The sequence below is a fragment of the Acinetobacter minutum genome (assembly GCF_035916735.1).
In the GTDB taxonomy this organism is placed as follows: Bacteria; Pseudomonadota; Gammaproteobacteria; order Pseudomonadales; family Moraxellaceae; genus Acinetobacter.
Map to the genome: position 1 here is coordinate 1 of NZ_JAQIHG010000006.1, position 14080 is coordinate 14080.

General features: G+C 41.9%; 15 protein-coding genes. 5 read left to right on the forward strand and 10 right to left on the reverse strand.

Annotated elements, in window-relative coordinates:
• Positions 1-81 precede the first annotated feature (81 nt).
• The 8 genes from fdx to PAE54_RS04130 form a co-directional block, all read right to left on the reverse strand.
• On the reverse strand, positions 82-420 hold the full coding sequence (gene fdx / locus PAE54_RS04095) for an ISC system 2Fe-2S type ferredoxin (protein ID WP_273779178.1): 339 nt from the start codon (positions 418-420) through the stop codon (positions 82-84).
• Positions 421-429: 9 nt separating this feature from the next.
• The gene (gene hscA, locus PAE54_RS04100) at positions 430-2295 is read right to left on the reverse strand and encodes a Fe-S protein assembly chaperone HscA (protein ID WP_326518536.1); all 1866 of its coding nucleotides are present in this window, start codon (positions 2293-2295) and stop codon (positions 430-432) included.
• Positions 2296-2334: 39 nt separating this feature from the next.
• Positions 2335-2850 carry a Fe-S protein assembly co-chaperone HscB gene (gene hscB, locus PAE54_RS04105; RefSeq protein WP_326518537.1) on the reverse strand — a complete coding sequence of 172 codons (516 nt, stop codon included), beginning with the start codon at positions 2848-2850 and terminating at the stop codon, positions 2335-2337.
• Positions 2851-2931: 81 nt separating this feature from the next.
• On the reverse strand, positions 2932-3252 hold the full coding sequence (gene iscA / locus PAE54_RS04110; RefSeq protein WP_273779182.1) for an iron-sulfur cluster assembly protein IscA: 321 nt from the start codon (positions 3250-3252) through the stop codon (positions 2932-2934).
• A 41-nt stretch (positions 3253-3293) separates the two neighbouring features.
• Complete coding sequence (iscU, locus tag PAE54_RS04115) at positions 3294-3674, reverse strand: Fe-S cluster assembly scaffold IscU (protein ID WP_326518538.1); 381 nt, start codon at positions 3672-3674, stop codon at positions 3294-3296.
• A 67-nt stretch (positions 3675-3741) separates the two neighbouring features.
• The gene (locus tag PAE54_RS04120) at positions 3742-4959 is read right to left on the reverse strand and encodes an IscS subfamily cysteine desulfurase (RefSeq protein ID WP_326518539.1); all 1218 of its coding nucleotides are present in this window, start codon (positions 4957-4959) and stop codon (positions 3742-3744) included.
• A gap of 1 nt (position 4960) precedes the next feature.
• On the reverse strand, positions 4961-5434 hold the full coding sequence (locus PAE54_RS04125; RefSeq protein WP_273779187.1) for an Rrf2 family transcriptional regulator: 474 nt from the start codon (positions 5432-5434) through the stop codon (positions 4961-4963).
• 111 nt (positions 5435-5545) lie between these two features.
• Positions 5546-6190 carry a hypothetical protein gene (locus tag PAE54_RS04130; protein ID WP_326518540.1) on the reverse strand — a complete coding sequence of 215 codons (645 nt, stop codon included), beginning with the start codon at positions 6188-6190 and terminating at the stop codon, positions 5546-5548.
• 682 nt (positions 6191-6872) lie between these two features.
• On the opposite strand from PAE54_RS04130, the gene hbs reads away from it, so the two are divergent.
• Both hbs and PAE54_RS04140 read left to right on the forward strand, forming a co-directional pair.
• Positions 6873-7145, forward strand: a complete 273-nt coding sequence (gene hbs, locus PAE54_RS04135) for a non-specific DNA-binding protein Hbs (RefSeq protein ID WP_273779190.1) — start codon at positions 6873-6875, stop codon at positions 7143-7145.
• 129 nt (positions 7146-7274) lie between these two features.
• Positions 7275-9143, forward strand: a complete 1869-nt coding sequence (locus PAE54_RS04140) for a peptidylprolyl isomerase (RefSeq protein ID WP_326518541.1) — start codon at positions 7275-7277, stop codon at positions 9141-9143.
• 152 nt (positions 9144-9295) lie between these two features.
• Here the strand turns inward: PAE54_RS04140 and PAE54_RS04145 are convergent, their stop codons facing one another.
• The gene (locus PAE54_RS04145) at positions 9296-10669 is read right to left on the reverse strand and encodes an ABC1 kinase family protein (RefSeq protein ID WP_273779192.1); all 1374 of its coding nucleotides are present in this window, start codon (positions 10667-10669) and stop codon (positions 9296-9298) included.
• A 176-nt stretch (positions 10670-10845) separates the two neighbouring features.
• Complete coding sequence (locus tag PAE54_RS04150; RefSeq protein ID WP_273779193.1) at positions 10846-11151, reverse strand: hypothetical protein; 306 nt, start codon at positions 11149-11151, stop codon at positions 10846-10848.
• A gap of 153 nt (positions 11152-11304) precedes the next feature.
• Here PAE54_RS04150 and PAE54_RS04155 point away from each other — a divergent pair, with 153 nt between their 5' ends.
• The 3 genes from PAE54_RS04155 to aroC all read left to right on the forward strand — a co-directional run bounded on the left by PAE54_RS04155 (position 11305) and on the right by aroC (position 14046).
• Entirely contained in the window at positions 11305-11547 is a 243-nt protein-coding gene (locus tag PAE54_RS04155; protein ID WP_326518542.1) for a hypothetical protein, read from the forward strand.
• Between the two features lie 384 nt (positions 11548-11931).
• Positions 11932-12942: a 50S ribosomal protein L3 N(5)-glutamine methyltransferase gene (gene prmB / locus PAE54_RS04160; protein ID WP_326518543.1), complete on the forward strand. Its 1011-nt coding sequence runs from the start codon at positions 11932-11934 to the stop codon at positions 12940-12942.
• 12 nt (positions 12943-12954) lie between these two features.
• Positions 12955-14046 (forward strand): chorismate synthase, encoded by a 1092-nt coding sequence (gene aroC, locus PAE54_RS04165; RefSeq protein WP_326518544.1) that lies wholly within the window; start codon positions 12955-12957, stop codon positions 14044-14046.
• Positions 14047-14080 lie beyond the last annotated feature (34 nt).

Below are 14080 nucleotides of genomic sequence, written 5' to 3' on the forward strand. Positions count from 1 at the left end.
AATAGAAGAATTACTGCCACATCGCTGGAAATCCAACTCAAATTAAAAAATAGGCATGGGGTTCAGCGGACGCTTACAAGTTTAGTGACTTTCTGAGGCATGATTGATGGTGTATTTCGGAATCTCAATTTCTAGATCTTCATCTTCAACAATCACCTGACAGGAGAGACGTGAATCTGGTTCTAAGCCCCATGCGCGATCAAGTAGGTCTGCTTCAACATCGTTCATTTCTTCCAGACTGTCAAAACCTTTACGTACAATCACATGGCAGGTTGTACATGCACATGACATATCACAGGCATGTTCAATCTTGATATTGTGATCGAGCAGGCTTTGGCAAAGATTGGCATCTTTTTCAACTTCAAACTCAGCACCTTCGGGGCAAATTTGTGCATGCGGTAGAACTTTAATACGTGGCATAATCTTCACCTATGGTTGGTTTGAGTTTGACCAGTCATCCAGCTTGGTGCCTTTTAAGGCCTGATCAACATGTTGATTCATACGTAATGCAGCAAAAGCATCACTGTGAACTTTCAGTTGTTGTACTGCATTTTCAATCGATTTGATATCAGCATGATTGAGTTGTAGTTCTAACTGAAGTTTTGCTTCTTGTAGCGCTGTTAGTTGTTGCTCAGTCAACAAATGAGCATCGGCTTTCAGGGCTTGTTCCAAAGCTTCTAGTTCCCGTTGAGCTTCCACTTTGGTTTCTTGAAGATGACGTAACTGTTTGTCTTCTTCCGCAAACTTGAAACCTTCAAGTAATAAGCGTTCGGTATCGGTTTCCGATAAACCATAGGATGGCTTAATGTCGATATGGGCTTGTACACCTGAAGTGGTTTCTTTGGCAGTTACAGTAAGCAAACCATCTGCATCCACCTGGAAAGTGACTTCAATACGGGCTTGGCCCGCGGTCATAGGTGGAATACCACGCAATACAAAACGGCCAAGTGAGCGGCAGTGCTCGACGAGATCACGTTCACCTTGTACCACATGAATCAGCATTGCTGTCTGACCATCCTGATAGGTGGTGAATTCTTGACGACGTGCCACTGGAATCGCGGTATTGCGTGAAATCAGACGTTCAACTAATCCGCCCATCGTCTCCAAACCTAGAGACAGTGGAGTAACATCCAAAAGTAATGAGCCATCTTGGCTATTACCAATTAATTGGTTGGCGGTAATGGCTGCACCAATCGCAACGACTTCATCTGGATTGATTGTACAAAGAGGTGTTTGCTGGAAAACTTCAGCAACAACTTTCTGTACAGCATAGGAGCGTGTTGAGCCACCTACTAATACGACATTTTGAATCTCATCCAGTTCAAGCTTGGCATCGCGCATTACACGTTTACATACACTGATGGTTTTGTCCAAAGCAACTTGGATGATCTCTTCAAAGGTTGCACGGTCGAGCTGTAAAGTTTGCCCAACCATCTCTAGAGAGACCGAGTGATGATCTGTGAGAGCTTCTTTAGCTTGACGTGCAGCGACAATCGCATGGGCATATTGCTGATCATCCAGGATGTCCAGATTTAGCTGTTTCTTGGCCCATTTTACAATCAGGCGGTCTAAGTCATCACCACCGAGTGCAGTATGGCCACCTGTTGCTAAAACTTCGAAAACGCCTTGTGAAAAACGCAAAATAGAAACGTCAAAAGTGCCGCCCCCCAAGTCATAAATGACATAGTTGCGGTCGGTTTCCAGATTGGTTTCTTGATCTAAACCGTAGGCCACAGCAGCAGCAGTAGGTTCATTGAGTAGACGTAATACGTTTAAACCGGCTAACTGGGCTGCATCTCGTGTTGCTTGGCGCTGTGCTTCATCAAAATAGGCAGGAACGGTAATGACTGCACCATTGATCGGATTTTGCAGGCTTTTTTCAGCACGTTCTTTTAACTGCTTAAGAATCTCGGCAGAAATTTCAACTGGAGTTTTTCGTCCTGCACGTGTTTCAAAAGCAGGCATTTCATTCGCTTCACCTACCAGATCATAAGGATGCTGGAATTTTATGTCTGCTTGTGAACGTCCCATAAAACGTTTTACAGATACAATGGTGTTTTTCGGATCGCTAGTAATGAACGGTTTGGCTTCATCGCCATATTCAGTCGAGTTTTCCGAATAATGAACAATAGAAGGAAGTAATACACGACCTTGTTCATCATTAAGGACTTTGGCTTTACCTGAAAGCACTGTTGCTACAAGCGAGTGGGTAGTTCCCAAATCAATACCAATCGCAATACGGTGTTCATGCGGCGCACTTGATTGACCTGGTTCTGCAATTTGCAAGAGTGCCATGTGTTAAATCCCTTGAAAACAAATCATGATAGGTTTGGTTTAGAAGTCATCATCGAGGTCAAAGCTGTCATCATCAAGTAGTTGATCTTCAGCTTTTTCAATATCATTCATAACACGTTGGAAGAAACGCAATTTGCGTACGGTATCACGTGCTTCAGACCAGTCTTCATCTTGATAATCAATCTTGAATTCTCTGATGAGTCCATCAATCCACTGTTTAACTTCGTCTTTTAGGGTTTGAAGTTGCGTGGAATCCTGGGCTTCATCCAGTTGTTCACGGATTTCGAGAGCAGATTGTAGAAACTCAAAATCATGAATGGATTGGTCGAGGTGATGATCCTGTTTTTTTAAGCTCAACAGATAAGCTGCACGACTATCAACCGCAGACAGGACTTTATAGGCCTGATTAATCTCACTCGATTGAATCAATGCCTGCTCTTTGTCGGTTGCTTTATCAGGATGATATTGTTGCTGCAATTTTAAAAACTGTGATTTTAAAGCTGCTAAATCAATATCGAGTGCTACAGGAAGGTCGAACAACTCAAAATGATTCATGGGAGATGATTTCCACGATAATTAAATGCAATTAAAACAGTGTAATATACACTGTTTTAATGCTCAGTGAAGAGAGGTGGATTAAACAGTGAAGGATTCACCGCAACCACATTCACCTTTTTTATTTGGATTATTAAATTCGAAGCCTTCATTTAACCCATTTTTCACGTAGTCCATCTCCATACCATCAAGATAGACTAAACTTTTTGGGTCTACGAACACTTTAACACCAAACTGTTCAAATACTTGGTCATGTGCATCGATGTCATCAACAAACTCAAGCACATAGGCCAAGCCTGAACAGCCTGAAGTTTTCACTCCAACGCGAATGCCTTCACCCTTACCGCGATTTTTTAAGTAATTGCTGATATGAGTTGCAGCATTTTCAGTTAAATGGATCATGAAAACTCCGTTAATTTATCCAGGTCACACTACAATTAAGCTTACGTTTTTTTGCTACGGTAATCTTCAATCGCAGCTTTAATTGCATCTTCTGCAAGTACAGAACAGTGTACTTTTACAGGAGGTAACGCAAGTTCTTTCGCGATATCGATATTCTTAATTGCCTGTGCTTCGTCTAGAGTTTTTCCTTTTAACCATTCGGTTACTAACGAGCTAGATGCAATGGCTGAACCGCAACCATAAGTCTTAAAGCGTGCTTCTTCAATCACACCTTCATCATTGACTTGGATTTGCAAACGCATCACGTCACCACAAGCCGGTGCACCGACCATACCTGTGCCTACGTTTTCAGCATTTTTGTCTAGAACGCCCACATTACGAGGGTTTTCGTAATGATCAATTACTTTATCACTATAAGCCATGTTGCTTCTCCAAACCTCGGGGTCAGCCTAATATTAATATGAGGGGTAAAACACTAATTTCAACGAATTAGTGTTCTGTCCATTCAACTTTAGAAAGATCAATCCCGTCTTTGTACATATCCCAAAGCGGTGAAAGTTCACGTAATTTATTTACAGCTGTTTTTGAGATTTCGATGACATAATCGATATCTTCTTCAGTGGTATATTTACCAAAACTGAAACGGATTGAACTATGGGCAAGTTCATCAGAAAGACCCAATGCACGTAATACATAAGAAGGTTCTAGTGTCGCTGATGTACATGCTGAACCACTAGATACCGCTACATCTTTCAATGCCATCATTAATGACTCACCTTCAACAAAGTTGAAGCTGACATTCAGGAAGTTCGGTACGTTTTGGATTGGGTGACCATTCAGGAATACTTGTTCAAGCTCTTGTAAGCCATTCCAAAGTTTGTCACGTAAAATACGCAAACGTGCTTGTTCAGCTTGCAGATTTTTCCCAGCGAGTTCAAACGCTTCACCCATACCTACAATTTGATGAGTTGCTAATGTGCCTGAACGCATACCACGTTCGTGACCGCCACCATGCATTTGAGCTTTTAAACGCACACGTGGGCTACGGCGTACAAAGAGAGCACCAATACCTTTAGGACCATATGCTTTATGGGCAGAGAAGCTCATCAAGTCTACTTTTAAAGTTGAAAGATCAATTTCAACCTTACCGGCGGCCTGTGCAGCATCTACGTGGAAGAAGGTCTTGTTGGCACGTGTCAATTCACCGATCGCCGCAACATCAGTCACAGTTCCAAGTTCGTTGTTCACCATCATTAATGAAACAAGAATGGTATCAGGACGAAGGGCAGCCGCTACCATTTCAGGTGTGATCAAACCGGTTTGTGGTTGTGGCTCAAGATAGGTAATTTCAAAACCTTCTGATTCAAGCTCACGGCAAGTGTCCAAAATCGCTTTGTGTTCAATTTGGCTCGTAATGATGTGCTTGCCTTTAGAAGCGTAGAACTGTGCTACACCTTTAAGTGCAAGGTTGTCTGACTCTGTTGCACCTGAGGTCCAGACAATTTCACGAGGATCCGCTTTCACCAAATTAGCGACTTGTTCACGCGCATATTCGACTTTTTCTTCCGCTTGCCAACCATAAGCGTGCGAGCGAGAAGCAGCATTACCGAATGTACCATCAAAGGTTAAACATTCCATCATACGTTCAGCGACTTGAGGATCAACTGGGGTGGTTGCTGCGTAGTCAAGATAGATCGGACGTTTCATGTCAAATACCTGTAACCGATAAAAGGGCGGAATCGTAAGCTGAAGTGTTTTGGCGAATGGCGACGGTTTGTACGTGGTCACGTGCAACCAGATCAGCTAGGGTGATTTTGGCGAGATAATCGGCAATGTGGTGGGAGAGTTCGTGCCATAAATCGTGAGTCAAGCACATTGCACCATTTTGGCAATTGCCTTTATGGTCACAACGGGTGGCATCGACTGTTTCATTTACAGCTTCAATAATCTCTAAAACAGTGATGTCTTCAGGCTTACGTGCTAAATGGTAGCCTCCATTTGCACCACGAATGCTGGAAACTAAACCATGACGCTTAAGTTTGGCAAATAATTGCTCAAGATAGGCAACTGAAATAGTTTGGCGAGCTGCGATTTCTGCGAGCGTGATCGTTTGTTCAGTTGGCTGCAAAGCTAAATCAAGTAGAGCAGTCACCGCGTAGCGACCGCGAGTAGTAAGACGCATGATTCGATACACATGTTTAGACTAGATGATTTGATTTTATGAATCCTGACTAAAATAGTCAAGTTTTTTTAATATTAGTATGCTTGATTTATTCTAATGCAGTGTAAGCGCTTAATTTGCGAGCCAAGTATACAGTAAGATTGCCAGTAATAGCAGTGTGATAGAGGCGAAAATCAGGTTGATCCAGCGTTGTTTTTGCTGCATACGGCGTAAACGGTTTTTATATTGTTTAACCTCAACTTGCAGGCTGTTGATTTGCGAACGTTGCTGATCAATTTTTTCTAATAAAGGCAGGATACGTTTTTTGGATGCCACAATATTTTGTTCGTCGGCCGGTTGTTTGAGCCACTCTCTCCAATCAGACAACAATTTAGGCAAACTGAAATGTAAGACTAAATCGTAAAACTCATCTTTTAGCGTACTATCACCCTGAATCCGCATATGTTTTACACTGCGACGGTTGGCAAAAACGAAAATTCGAATCAGGTCAAGCAGGGTGGTATTTACTTCTAGATCAATTTTTTCTGGTGGAGTTAAATCGAATAGAATACCTTTTGGCGTAAATTGCACATAAAAATCAAAATAGGGAATATAGCTGTTAATTTTGACGGAAACTTTTTGTTCTACCCATTTTTTTGTTTGTAGACGAACCACTCGATCGTATTTCAATACGAACGAGAATACAGTTTCTAAAGCAATGATCAGCATATTGAGCAAAATATGCTGTTGATCTTTGCTTTGGTTCGCTTCACTCATTTAGATTTACCCTACATGTCTACAATAAAGATTTTATAGTCTTTATTCATCGTTTTACGGCGCCAAAACGTGGCCTGTAAATAAATTAAACAGCTTTGTAGACCACTTTAGCAAAAGGTTCAAGCTTTAATCTTGATATTATAAAGATATTTTTGTTGGTTACTGTTGCGGCTTGCCGATAAAACCAACAGTAAACAATATAATGGTACGAGTGAAGTGCACGTTTTGAAGAAAAATCGCCCATTTAATGCTTTGCTATCCCAGTAATTCAACGAATCGGCAACTTTTCCAAAGAGAAATAGCAGTGTCTAAATTGTCTGTTGGGCTAGTCTGTGATGAATTGGACGTTTACTTTGGGATAGCTAAAACCTCACTTCTGCTTTATGAATTCATGAAAAATCAATTAAATTTTCAATAAAGTAATAGCTGGCTTTTGCAAGTGTTAAAATAGTGCAAATTTTATCCATGATTGCCTCATCATGGACATGCTGCACCAGATTGTGCAGTGATAAAAATAATTTAATACTTTCACTATTTTTCAATGATTTTTTGAGATTTATTTTTCTGAAAAGCTTTAGGCAAGTATTGCGTTTCCCCCTAAAGCATTGCTATAAAGGCATCATAGTAGTTTCAATGACAGTTTTGGATCTTAAATAAACGATATTAAGAGGATACGAGTTTCATGAATAAATCAGAATTAATCGATGCAATTGCAGAGAAAGGGGGATTGTCTAAGACTGATGCAGGTAAAGCATTGGACGCGACAATTGCTTCAATTACTGACGCACTTAAATCTGGTGACACAGTAACTTTAGTTGGCTTTGGTACTTTCGGTGTGAAAGAGCGTGCTGCGCGCACAGGTCGTAACCCAAAAACTGGCGAAGAACTACAAATTAAAGCAAGCAAAGTCCCAAGCTTTAAAGCGGGTAAAGGTTTAAAAGATTCAGTTGCCTAATTTGGCTGAACTTATAAACGCGCCAACAGGCGCGTTTTTTTATTAAAAGCTCAAAATGCCGGGCTGAATGCGTTCATTCATGCGGGCTTTTCAGTTAAAATGCGCTCGAAGTAAAATATTGGAATACTTATGGAATCGTTTCGTAAAGTCATTAGGGGTTGGTTGGGCAAAGTTCTTCTTATTTTGTTTTTAACCCCTTTAGCGCTTGTAGGTATTGAAGGATATTTCAGCGGGAAAAATAAGGCTGATGTCGCTCAGACGGTTAACGGACAAGACATCTCGAAAAAAGAATTAGAAGCGACGATTAAAAACTATAAACAGCAGTATTTACCTATGGTGAATGGTGATGAAACGCTATTGAACCAGCCGTTTATTGAAAAAGCGGCGTTGAACAGCCTGACAGCGCGTACTTTATTGATCCAGCAGGCAGAAAAATTGGGAATTTCCTTGAGTGATGCCCAAATTGAGCAAATGCTAGCTCAACAGCCAAGTTTCCAGGAAAATGGTAAATTCTCAAATGCTTTATATGAAAATTACCTGCGTTCTGTAGGTATGACCAGCCAAGCTTTAATCGCGAACTTGCGTGCTGATCATGCATTAAAAATGTTGACTAGCACCGTACTCGATTACGCTTTAGTGAGTCCGGTTGATGTTCAGCAGGTGGCAAATTTACAGACTGAACAGCGTACGCTGCATTTATCTAGCATCTCATTGGACGCTGATAAGCAAAATATTAAAGTTAGTGCGCAAGAAATCAGTGATTATTACAACAAACACAAAAACAGCTTGAAGCAGATCGCGAGTGTCGATGTTGACTATATCGTATTGTCACCTGCACAAATGTCCACGACCACAGCACCTGTGACAGAAACTGAATTACAACAGGCATATGCCAAGTTTGTCGAAACTCAGGGTAAAAATGCTAAACGTGAAGTGAAACATATTTTGATCACTGCAGAGAGTCGTGGGGATGCAGAAGCACAAAAATTAGCTCAACAGGTCTTTGCAAAAATCAAAGCAGGTTTGCCATTTGCACAGGCAGCAGCACAATATTCTGAAGATCCTGACTCTAAGAGCAAAGGTGGTCTGATCGAAGGCTACGCGGTAGGCGTATTTGGTACTGCATTCGATCAGGCGGTGGCATCAGCTCAGGCCAATACCGTAACTGCACCAGTGAAAACTCAATATGGTTATCATTTGATCCAAAGCAAGACTTTGGGGACCACTGTTCCAAGTTTAGTGACAGAAAAAGCACGGTTGACTGCCGAAATTCAGAAAGCAAAAGCTGCGAATGCTTATGCAGATGCCGTAAATAGTCTGAATGAAATGGTGGTAGGCAGTGATTCCTTGGATGTAGTTACACAAGAAGTGAAAGGTACCCGGGTTGAACGTGTGAAAGGTATGACCCTTTCGACTGTTCATCCTTATCTAAGTGATGCGAACGTTAAAGCCAAGCTGTTTAATGATGAAGTCAAGAACGGTGATCGCAATGCCTCAAGCAGTATCCAATTGGCCAATGGCGATACCATCTGGGTTAAAGTTAGTCACTATACACCAAGTGGGGTGATGTCTTTAGCTCAAGCAACTCCTGTCATTAAAGCAAAATTGACAGATCAAAAAGCCTTTAATGCAGCAAAAGCAAAATTGGCTGCCATGCTTAAAGATTTTAATAGCAAGCCAGCTGCTGAAGTGGTGGCGAAATATGGCGTGGCTTTTGAAAATGCAGGTACTTTTGTACGTTCACAAGGCTTAAAACGAGAAATTGAGCGAGCTGCTTTTAGCTTAACAGCACCTAAAGCGGGTTATTGGTCTGTTACAACAGCCGCTTTGCCAAATGAGTTGGTTGTGGTTGCAGTATCGAATGTTAACAAGAGTGCCGCAGCTGCTCTGGCACCTGAACAGGCTCAGGAATTAAGAAAACTCTATCAGCAATTACGCGGACAGCAAGAGTTGGATGACTACACCCAATATTTGAAGTCTCATGCCAAAATTAAATAACTGCATGAAATAAAAAAAGCGCTTCGGCGCTTTTTTTATAGATTTGAAATTTTCTTTTTAATTGAACATTAAATTTTGAAACGAAGAGCTGTTAACTTGTAAATAGCCTAAGCATATTATGTACATCTTTCCTGGGGTTTATATTCTAAATATTAAGCGTATTGGCGAATCATGGCACGCACATTAGTTTTCGCGTCAATCACCGTCATAAAGGTATAAGCACCGATAAATTTTCGGCTGATAAACATGAACTCCTTGGGTGGCACACTAAAGAAACGCGATGCCATAGATTTGCTGGCTTGTTGCATGACGCGTGTATGCAACTGGCTGTTTTTCCAGTCATAACGTTCATGTTCATCCATAAGACCCGCAGGCATTTCACGGTTATTTCGTGGGTCACTAAAGGCTTCGGTGGCGAGTAAAAAAACCTTGGCCATATCAGGTTTGATGCTTTGTGGAATTGAGTCAAAGAAATCATAACCGGTCATGGCATTGACCATCGCTTGTGGATCATGATGATAACCGGCTTTAATCAACTGGCGCGCAAGTTGCAGGAGGTGATCATCAAATTGACGGATTGCACCGAAATCAAGCAGGACAATTTTATCTTGTACATCCGCACCATTGCCCAGTCGAACCAGATAGTTACCAAAGTTCGGATCGGTTTGCATTTCACCCCATTCAAAGATTTCACGGACGGTGACTTCTAAGGAGGCTTCACCTAACAGGTTGCGGCGTTCCTGTGGAAGGGATAGCATCGCAGGGCTATTGATTGGAACACCACGCTCGAAGGTCATGCACAAAATCCGATTGGTACAATACTCATCAATGATTTTTGGCACAATGTAACGGTGATCGTCTTTGAGTCGTTCTGCAAAACGGCGTGTGGTTGTGGCTTCGAGATGGTAGTTCACTTCCCGATGCATCATTTCACGAACTTCATCAAACCACTGATCAAACTCGCGTGTTTGTGGCACCATCCGTGTCAGCTTGAGCATATTTTTAAACAGATTCATATCCGAATCAATCGCATCGGCTACACCTGGATATTGTACTTTTAATACTAGTTCAAGTCCGTCCGACTTGCGTGTTGCACGATGGACTTGACCTAAGGATGCGGTACCAATCGGTTCGTGATCAATGATCAGATCATCAAGCTTGTGACCAAGTTGATCTTTAAGTTGTTCTTTAATCGCTGGCCAGGCGAGGGCAACCGTCTGGTTGTTTAAGGTATTCAGGGCTTGGGTAATTTCTTCGGGCAGGAAGTGTTCGCCATACAGCGCCATCATTTGCCCGATTTTGACAATAGAACCTTTTAATTTGCCGATTTCTGAGACCAGATAATCCGCCTGTTCTTTCATGGCTTGTTTACGCTTTTTTTCTTTATCTGCTTCACTCGAAAAAATGGACGTTGCATTAGAAGCAGCCCAGCGCGTGCCGGCAAGAAGGGAAGCTTTTGCGATCGATAAGCGTCGATCCATGGAGGAAGTTTTTAACTGTTTAAGCTTATCGTTCTGATCTGACATGAAGATAAAGTCCTTTAAGCGAATCGAGCAGAGGATGAAACATAAAGAATTTTACATGTTCCTGGCTTATTTAAACAGTTGAGTTGGCTGAATGTGCGGGTGATTTTGCAAATTAATACAACAGTTTTGTTTCTGTTACCGTTGGGTTTCAGCAAAATCAGAGGATCGGCTCGAATTTACATCCTAAATTGGATTTTGACAGGTTCACGCTGAGCTAGGCGGTTTTTATTCTCTGCAATAAATTGTTCAATCATGGACTGCACTTGTACATGTTGAAAGCCCAGAGCATAGCCTTTGACAATCACAATACTTGGGAGTGCGAAAAATACGTATTTGACATCCTCTAGGTCTGGATTTGGAAAGACTTCATAACGTATTAAAGTGTCTCGCAAAAACAGTTTTTCTTGCTGAACTTCCTCTGAGTGCTGATCATTCCAGTAACGCTCGCGCATGGCGAGAAGATTGTTATGTTTATAGCTCATAAATTTATATCTTGAGTGAACGTTTTCTATATGAGGTCAGGGCGAAAAATCTCAATCTTTTAGAGATCTGCTCTCTTGATTAGATTGATTAAATAAGCATCACACGTTATAACTTTAAGCAGAATGAAATAACAATAACATCAAGGTAAAGCCATGAGTAAAAAAATCAAAGTCCAATTACATTTTGCCGCATGTGAAGCATTTGGCGAGCTAAGTAATTTTGTTTATGACATCAAATTACACACTGTTCCACGTACAGGTGAAATTTTATACGTAGAAATAGAAAATGAAGTATTGAATTGTGCGGTGAGGCAAGTGATGTATAACTTGTCCTTGAAAAAGAATAAGACCAAGCAAGACATCATGATTGACCTGATACCTTATGTAGAGCAATAAGGTTATCGACCATTTTAAACGCTAAAAATTAACCGGATATTCCAGATGTCGACTTTAGTCTAAAAAGGATAAAAATAAGATAATTTGTATTGCAAATAGATTAAAAAATAATCAATACTTAAATGTGTTTTCAAGTGGTCTTGTTGTAGTTTTGTCTTTACCCATGCCTAGCATGGGTTTTTTTATGTTCATAATTAAAGCAAATTCAGCACAACCTAATTCTAGGTAAATGGCATGCTCAAATCTAATGAATTAAAGTTCGGTTGTTTCTCTAAAGGGTTTTTCGTGCTTACGATAAGCTCTTACTCGACAAAAGCTGCTATGTGCGGGAAAAACAAGGTAGAATAGAGCGTTTTTTGCAATGATACCTTTGGAGAGCGCTGAGTGGAGCGACCGACTATTAGCCCTGAAAGCTTACAAGAAGCCGCGGAGCATCTAAGTACAATTCGTGATTTTATTCGTTTTGGTGTATCGGCATTACGCCAATATGATGCACATTTAGGGCAAGGGACTGAGGATTATTTTGCAGAAAGCTCTGCTCTCGTGTTGCAAACACTGGCTTTGGAATGGAATGCCGATGCTGAAATTCTTGATGCAAAACTATTGCCGAGTGAAAAAGCAGAATTTTTAGATTTATTGCAGCGCCGGATCAATGAGCGTATTCCAACTTCATACTTATTAAATCTGGCTTATTTCTGTAACAAGCCCTTCTACGTGGACGAGCGTGTGTTAATTCCACGTTCTCCAATTGCCGAATTGATCGAGCAGCGTTTTGCGCCGTATTGCTTGGATGAAAATGGTGAAATGCGCGAGGCTTTAAATGCCTTACCAGAAAATCCAAATCCACAAATGCCACGCCGTATTCTCGATATGTGTACCGGTTCGGGCTGTATCGCAGTAGCATTGGCCTATGCTTTCCCAGATGCAGAAGTTGATGCGACGGATATCTCGAAAGATGCACTTGAAGTGGCTGCACTGAATGTTGAACATCACAACATGCAATATCAGGTGGCTTTGTTGGAGTCAGATCTGTTTGCGAAGATCCCGGCTGAAAACCAGTACGACCTGATTGTCTCTAATCCACCTTATGTGGATGCAGAAGATATGGCTGATTTGCCAGAAGAGTTTTTGCATGAACCTGAGTTGGCCCTTGCTGCGGGTCAGGATGGTTTGGATTTAGTGCGTAAAATGTTGGCGCAGGCCGCAGATTACTTAACCGAAGATGGTCTGATTGTGATTGAAGTCGGCAACAGTGAATGGGCGATGAAGCAAAACTTCAATACCGTTGATTTCCACTGGTTGAAATTCCAGAAAGGCGGTTCAGGCATCTTTGCCTTGACAGCCGAGCAATGCCGTCGTTATCAACAACTATTTCAAGAATCTGTTCAAGCATAAGGAGTCGTGAACATGGCAGGTAATAGTATTGGACAACTCTTCCGTGTGACGACTTGTGGTGAATCTCACGGCGCTGGTTTGATGGCGATTGTTGATGGTGTTCCACCGGGAATTGAACTGTGCGAAGAAGACTTGCAAAAAGATCTGGATCGCCGTAAACCTGGAACTTCAAAATTTGCCACACAACGTAAAGAACCGGATCAGGTCGAAATCATTTCAGGTGTTTTTGAAGGAAAAACAACGGGAACTCCGATTGGTCTGCTGATCCGTAATACCGACCAAAAATCGAAAGATTATGGCAATATTGCGCAGACTTTCCGACCAGGACATGCCGACTACACCTATACACAAAAATACGGTTTCCGTGATTACCGTGGTGGTGGTCGTTCAAGCGCTCGTGAAACAGCGATGCGTGTCGCTGCGGGAGCGATTGCCAAGAAATACTTGGCAGAGAAATTTGGTATCGTCATTCGTGGCCATGTGACTCAGATTGGTACTGAGAAAGCAACAAAGTTAGATTGGGATCAGGTTACACAGAACCCATTTTTCTGTGGTGATGTCGATGCAGTTCCTCGTTTTGAAGCATTGGTGACTTCATTGCGTGAACAGGGGACCAGTTGTGGTGCCAAGCTGGAAATTCTCGCTGAGAATGTTCCGGTTGGTTGGGGTGAACCCGTTTTTGACCGTCTGGATGCGGATATTGCACATGCCATGATGGGTATTAATGCAGTCAAAGGCGTTGAAATTGGTGATGGTTTCGCAGTTGCAGAACAGTTTGGCCACGAAACACGTGACGAATTGACAACACATGGTTTCCTGGCAAACCATGCGGGTGGCATTTTAGGCGGGATTTCTTCTGGGCAGACCATTCGTGTGGCGATTGCCTTAAAGCCAACTGCTAGTATTACAACACCTGGAAAAACCATCAATATTGATCGTGAAGATACCGATGTGTTGACCAAAGGTCGCCATGATCCTTGTGTAGGTGTCCGTGCCACACCAATTGCTGAAGCGATGCTCGCGATTGTCCTGATGGATCATTTCATGCGACATCGTGCACAAAATGCCGATGTGGTCGTGCCATTTGCACCGATTGCACCGTAATTTTCAATGGATTAATTTTTTATAAAAATTGATC

Bases quoted from the DNA above. Each gene is read 5' to 3' on its own strand.
- PAE54_RS04130 (WP_326518540.1), bottom strand. From the start codon at position 6,190: ATGAGTGAAGCGAACCAAAGCAAAGATCAACAGCATATTTTGCTCAAT.
- iscA (WP_273779182.1), bottom strand. From the start codon at position 3,252: ATGATCCATTTAACTGAAAATGCTGCAACTCATATCAGCAATTACTTA.
- fdx (WP_273779178.1), bottom strand. From the start codon at position 420: ATGCCACGTATTAAAGTTCTACCGCATGCACAAATTTGCCCCGAAGGT.
- iscU (WP_326518538.1), bottom strand. From the start codon at position 3,674: ATGGCTTATAGTGATAAAGTAATTGATCATTACGAAAACCCTCGTAAT.
- PAE54_RS04150 (WP_273779193.1), bottom strand. From the start codon at position 11,151: ATGAGCTATAAACATAACAATCTTCTCGCCATGCGCGAGCGTTACTGG.
- hscB (WP_326518537.1), bottom strand. From the start codon at position 2,850: ATGAATCATTTTGAGTTGTTCGACCTTCCTGTAGCACTCGATATTGAT.
- aroC (WP_326518544.1), top strand. From the start codon at position 12,955: ATGGCAGGTAATAGTATTGGACAACTCTTCCGTGTGACGACTTGTGGT.
- PAE54_RS04145 (WP_273779192.1), bottom strand. From the start codon at position 10,669: ATGTCAGATCAGAACGATAAGCTTAAACAGTTAAAAACTTCCTCCATG.
- hscA (WP_326518536.1), bottom strand. From the start codon at position 2,295: ATGGCACTCTTGCAAATTGCAGAACCAGGTCAATCAAGTGCGCCGCAT.
- PAE54_RS04140 (WP_326518541.1), top strand. From the start codon at position 7,275: ATGGAATCGTTTCGTAAAGTCATTAGGGGTTGGTTGGGCAAAGTTCTT.
- PAE54_RS04125 (WP_273779187.1), bottom strand. From the start codon at position 5,434: ATGCGTCTTACTACTCGCGGTCGCTACGCGGTGACTGCTCTACTTGAT.
- hbs (WP_273779190.1), top strand. From the start codon at position 6,873: ATGAATAAATCAGAATTAATCGATGCAATTGCAGAGAAAGGGGGATTG.
- PAE54_RS04120 (WP_326518539.1), bottom strand. From the start codon at position 4,959: ATGAAACGTCCGATCTATCTTGACTACGCAGCAACCACCCCAGTTGAT.
- PAE54_RS04155 (WP_326518542.1), top strand. From the start codon at position 11,305: ATGAGTAAAAAAATCAAAGTCCAATTACATTTTGCCGCATGTGAAGCA.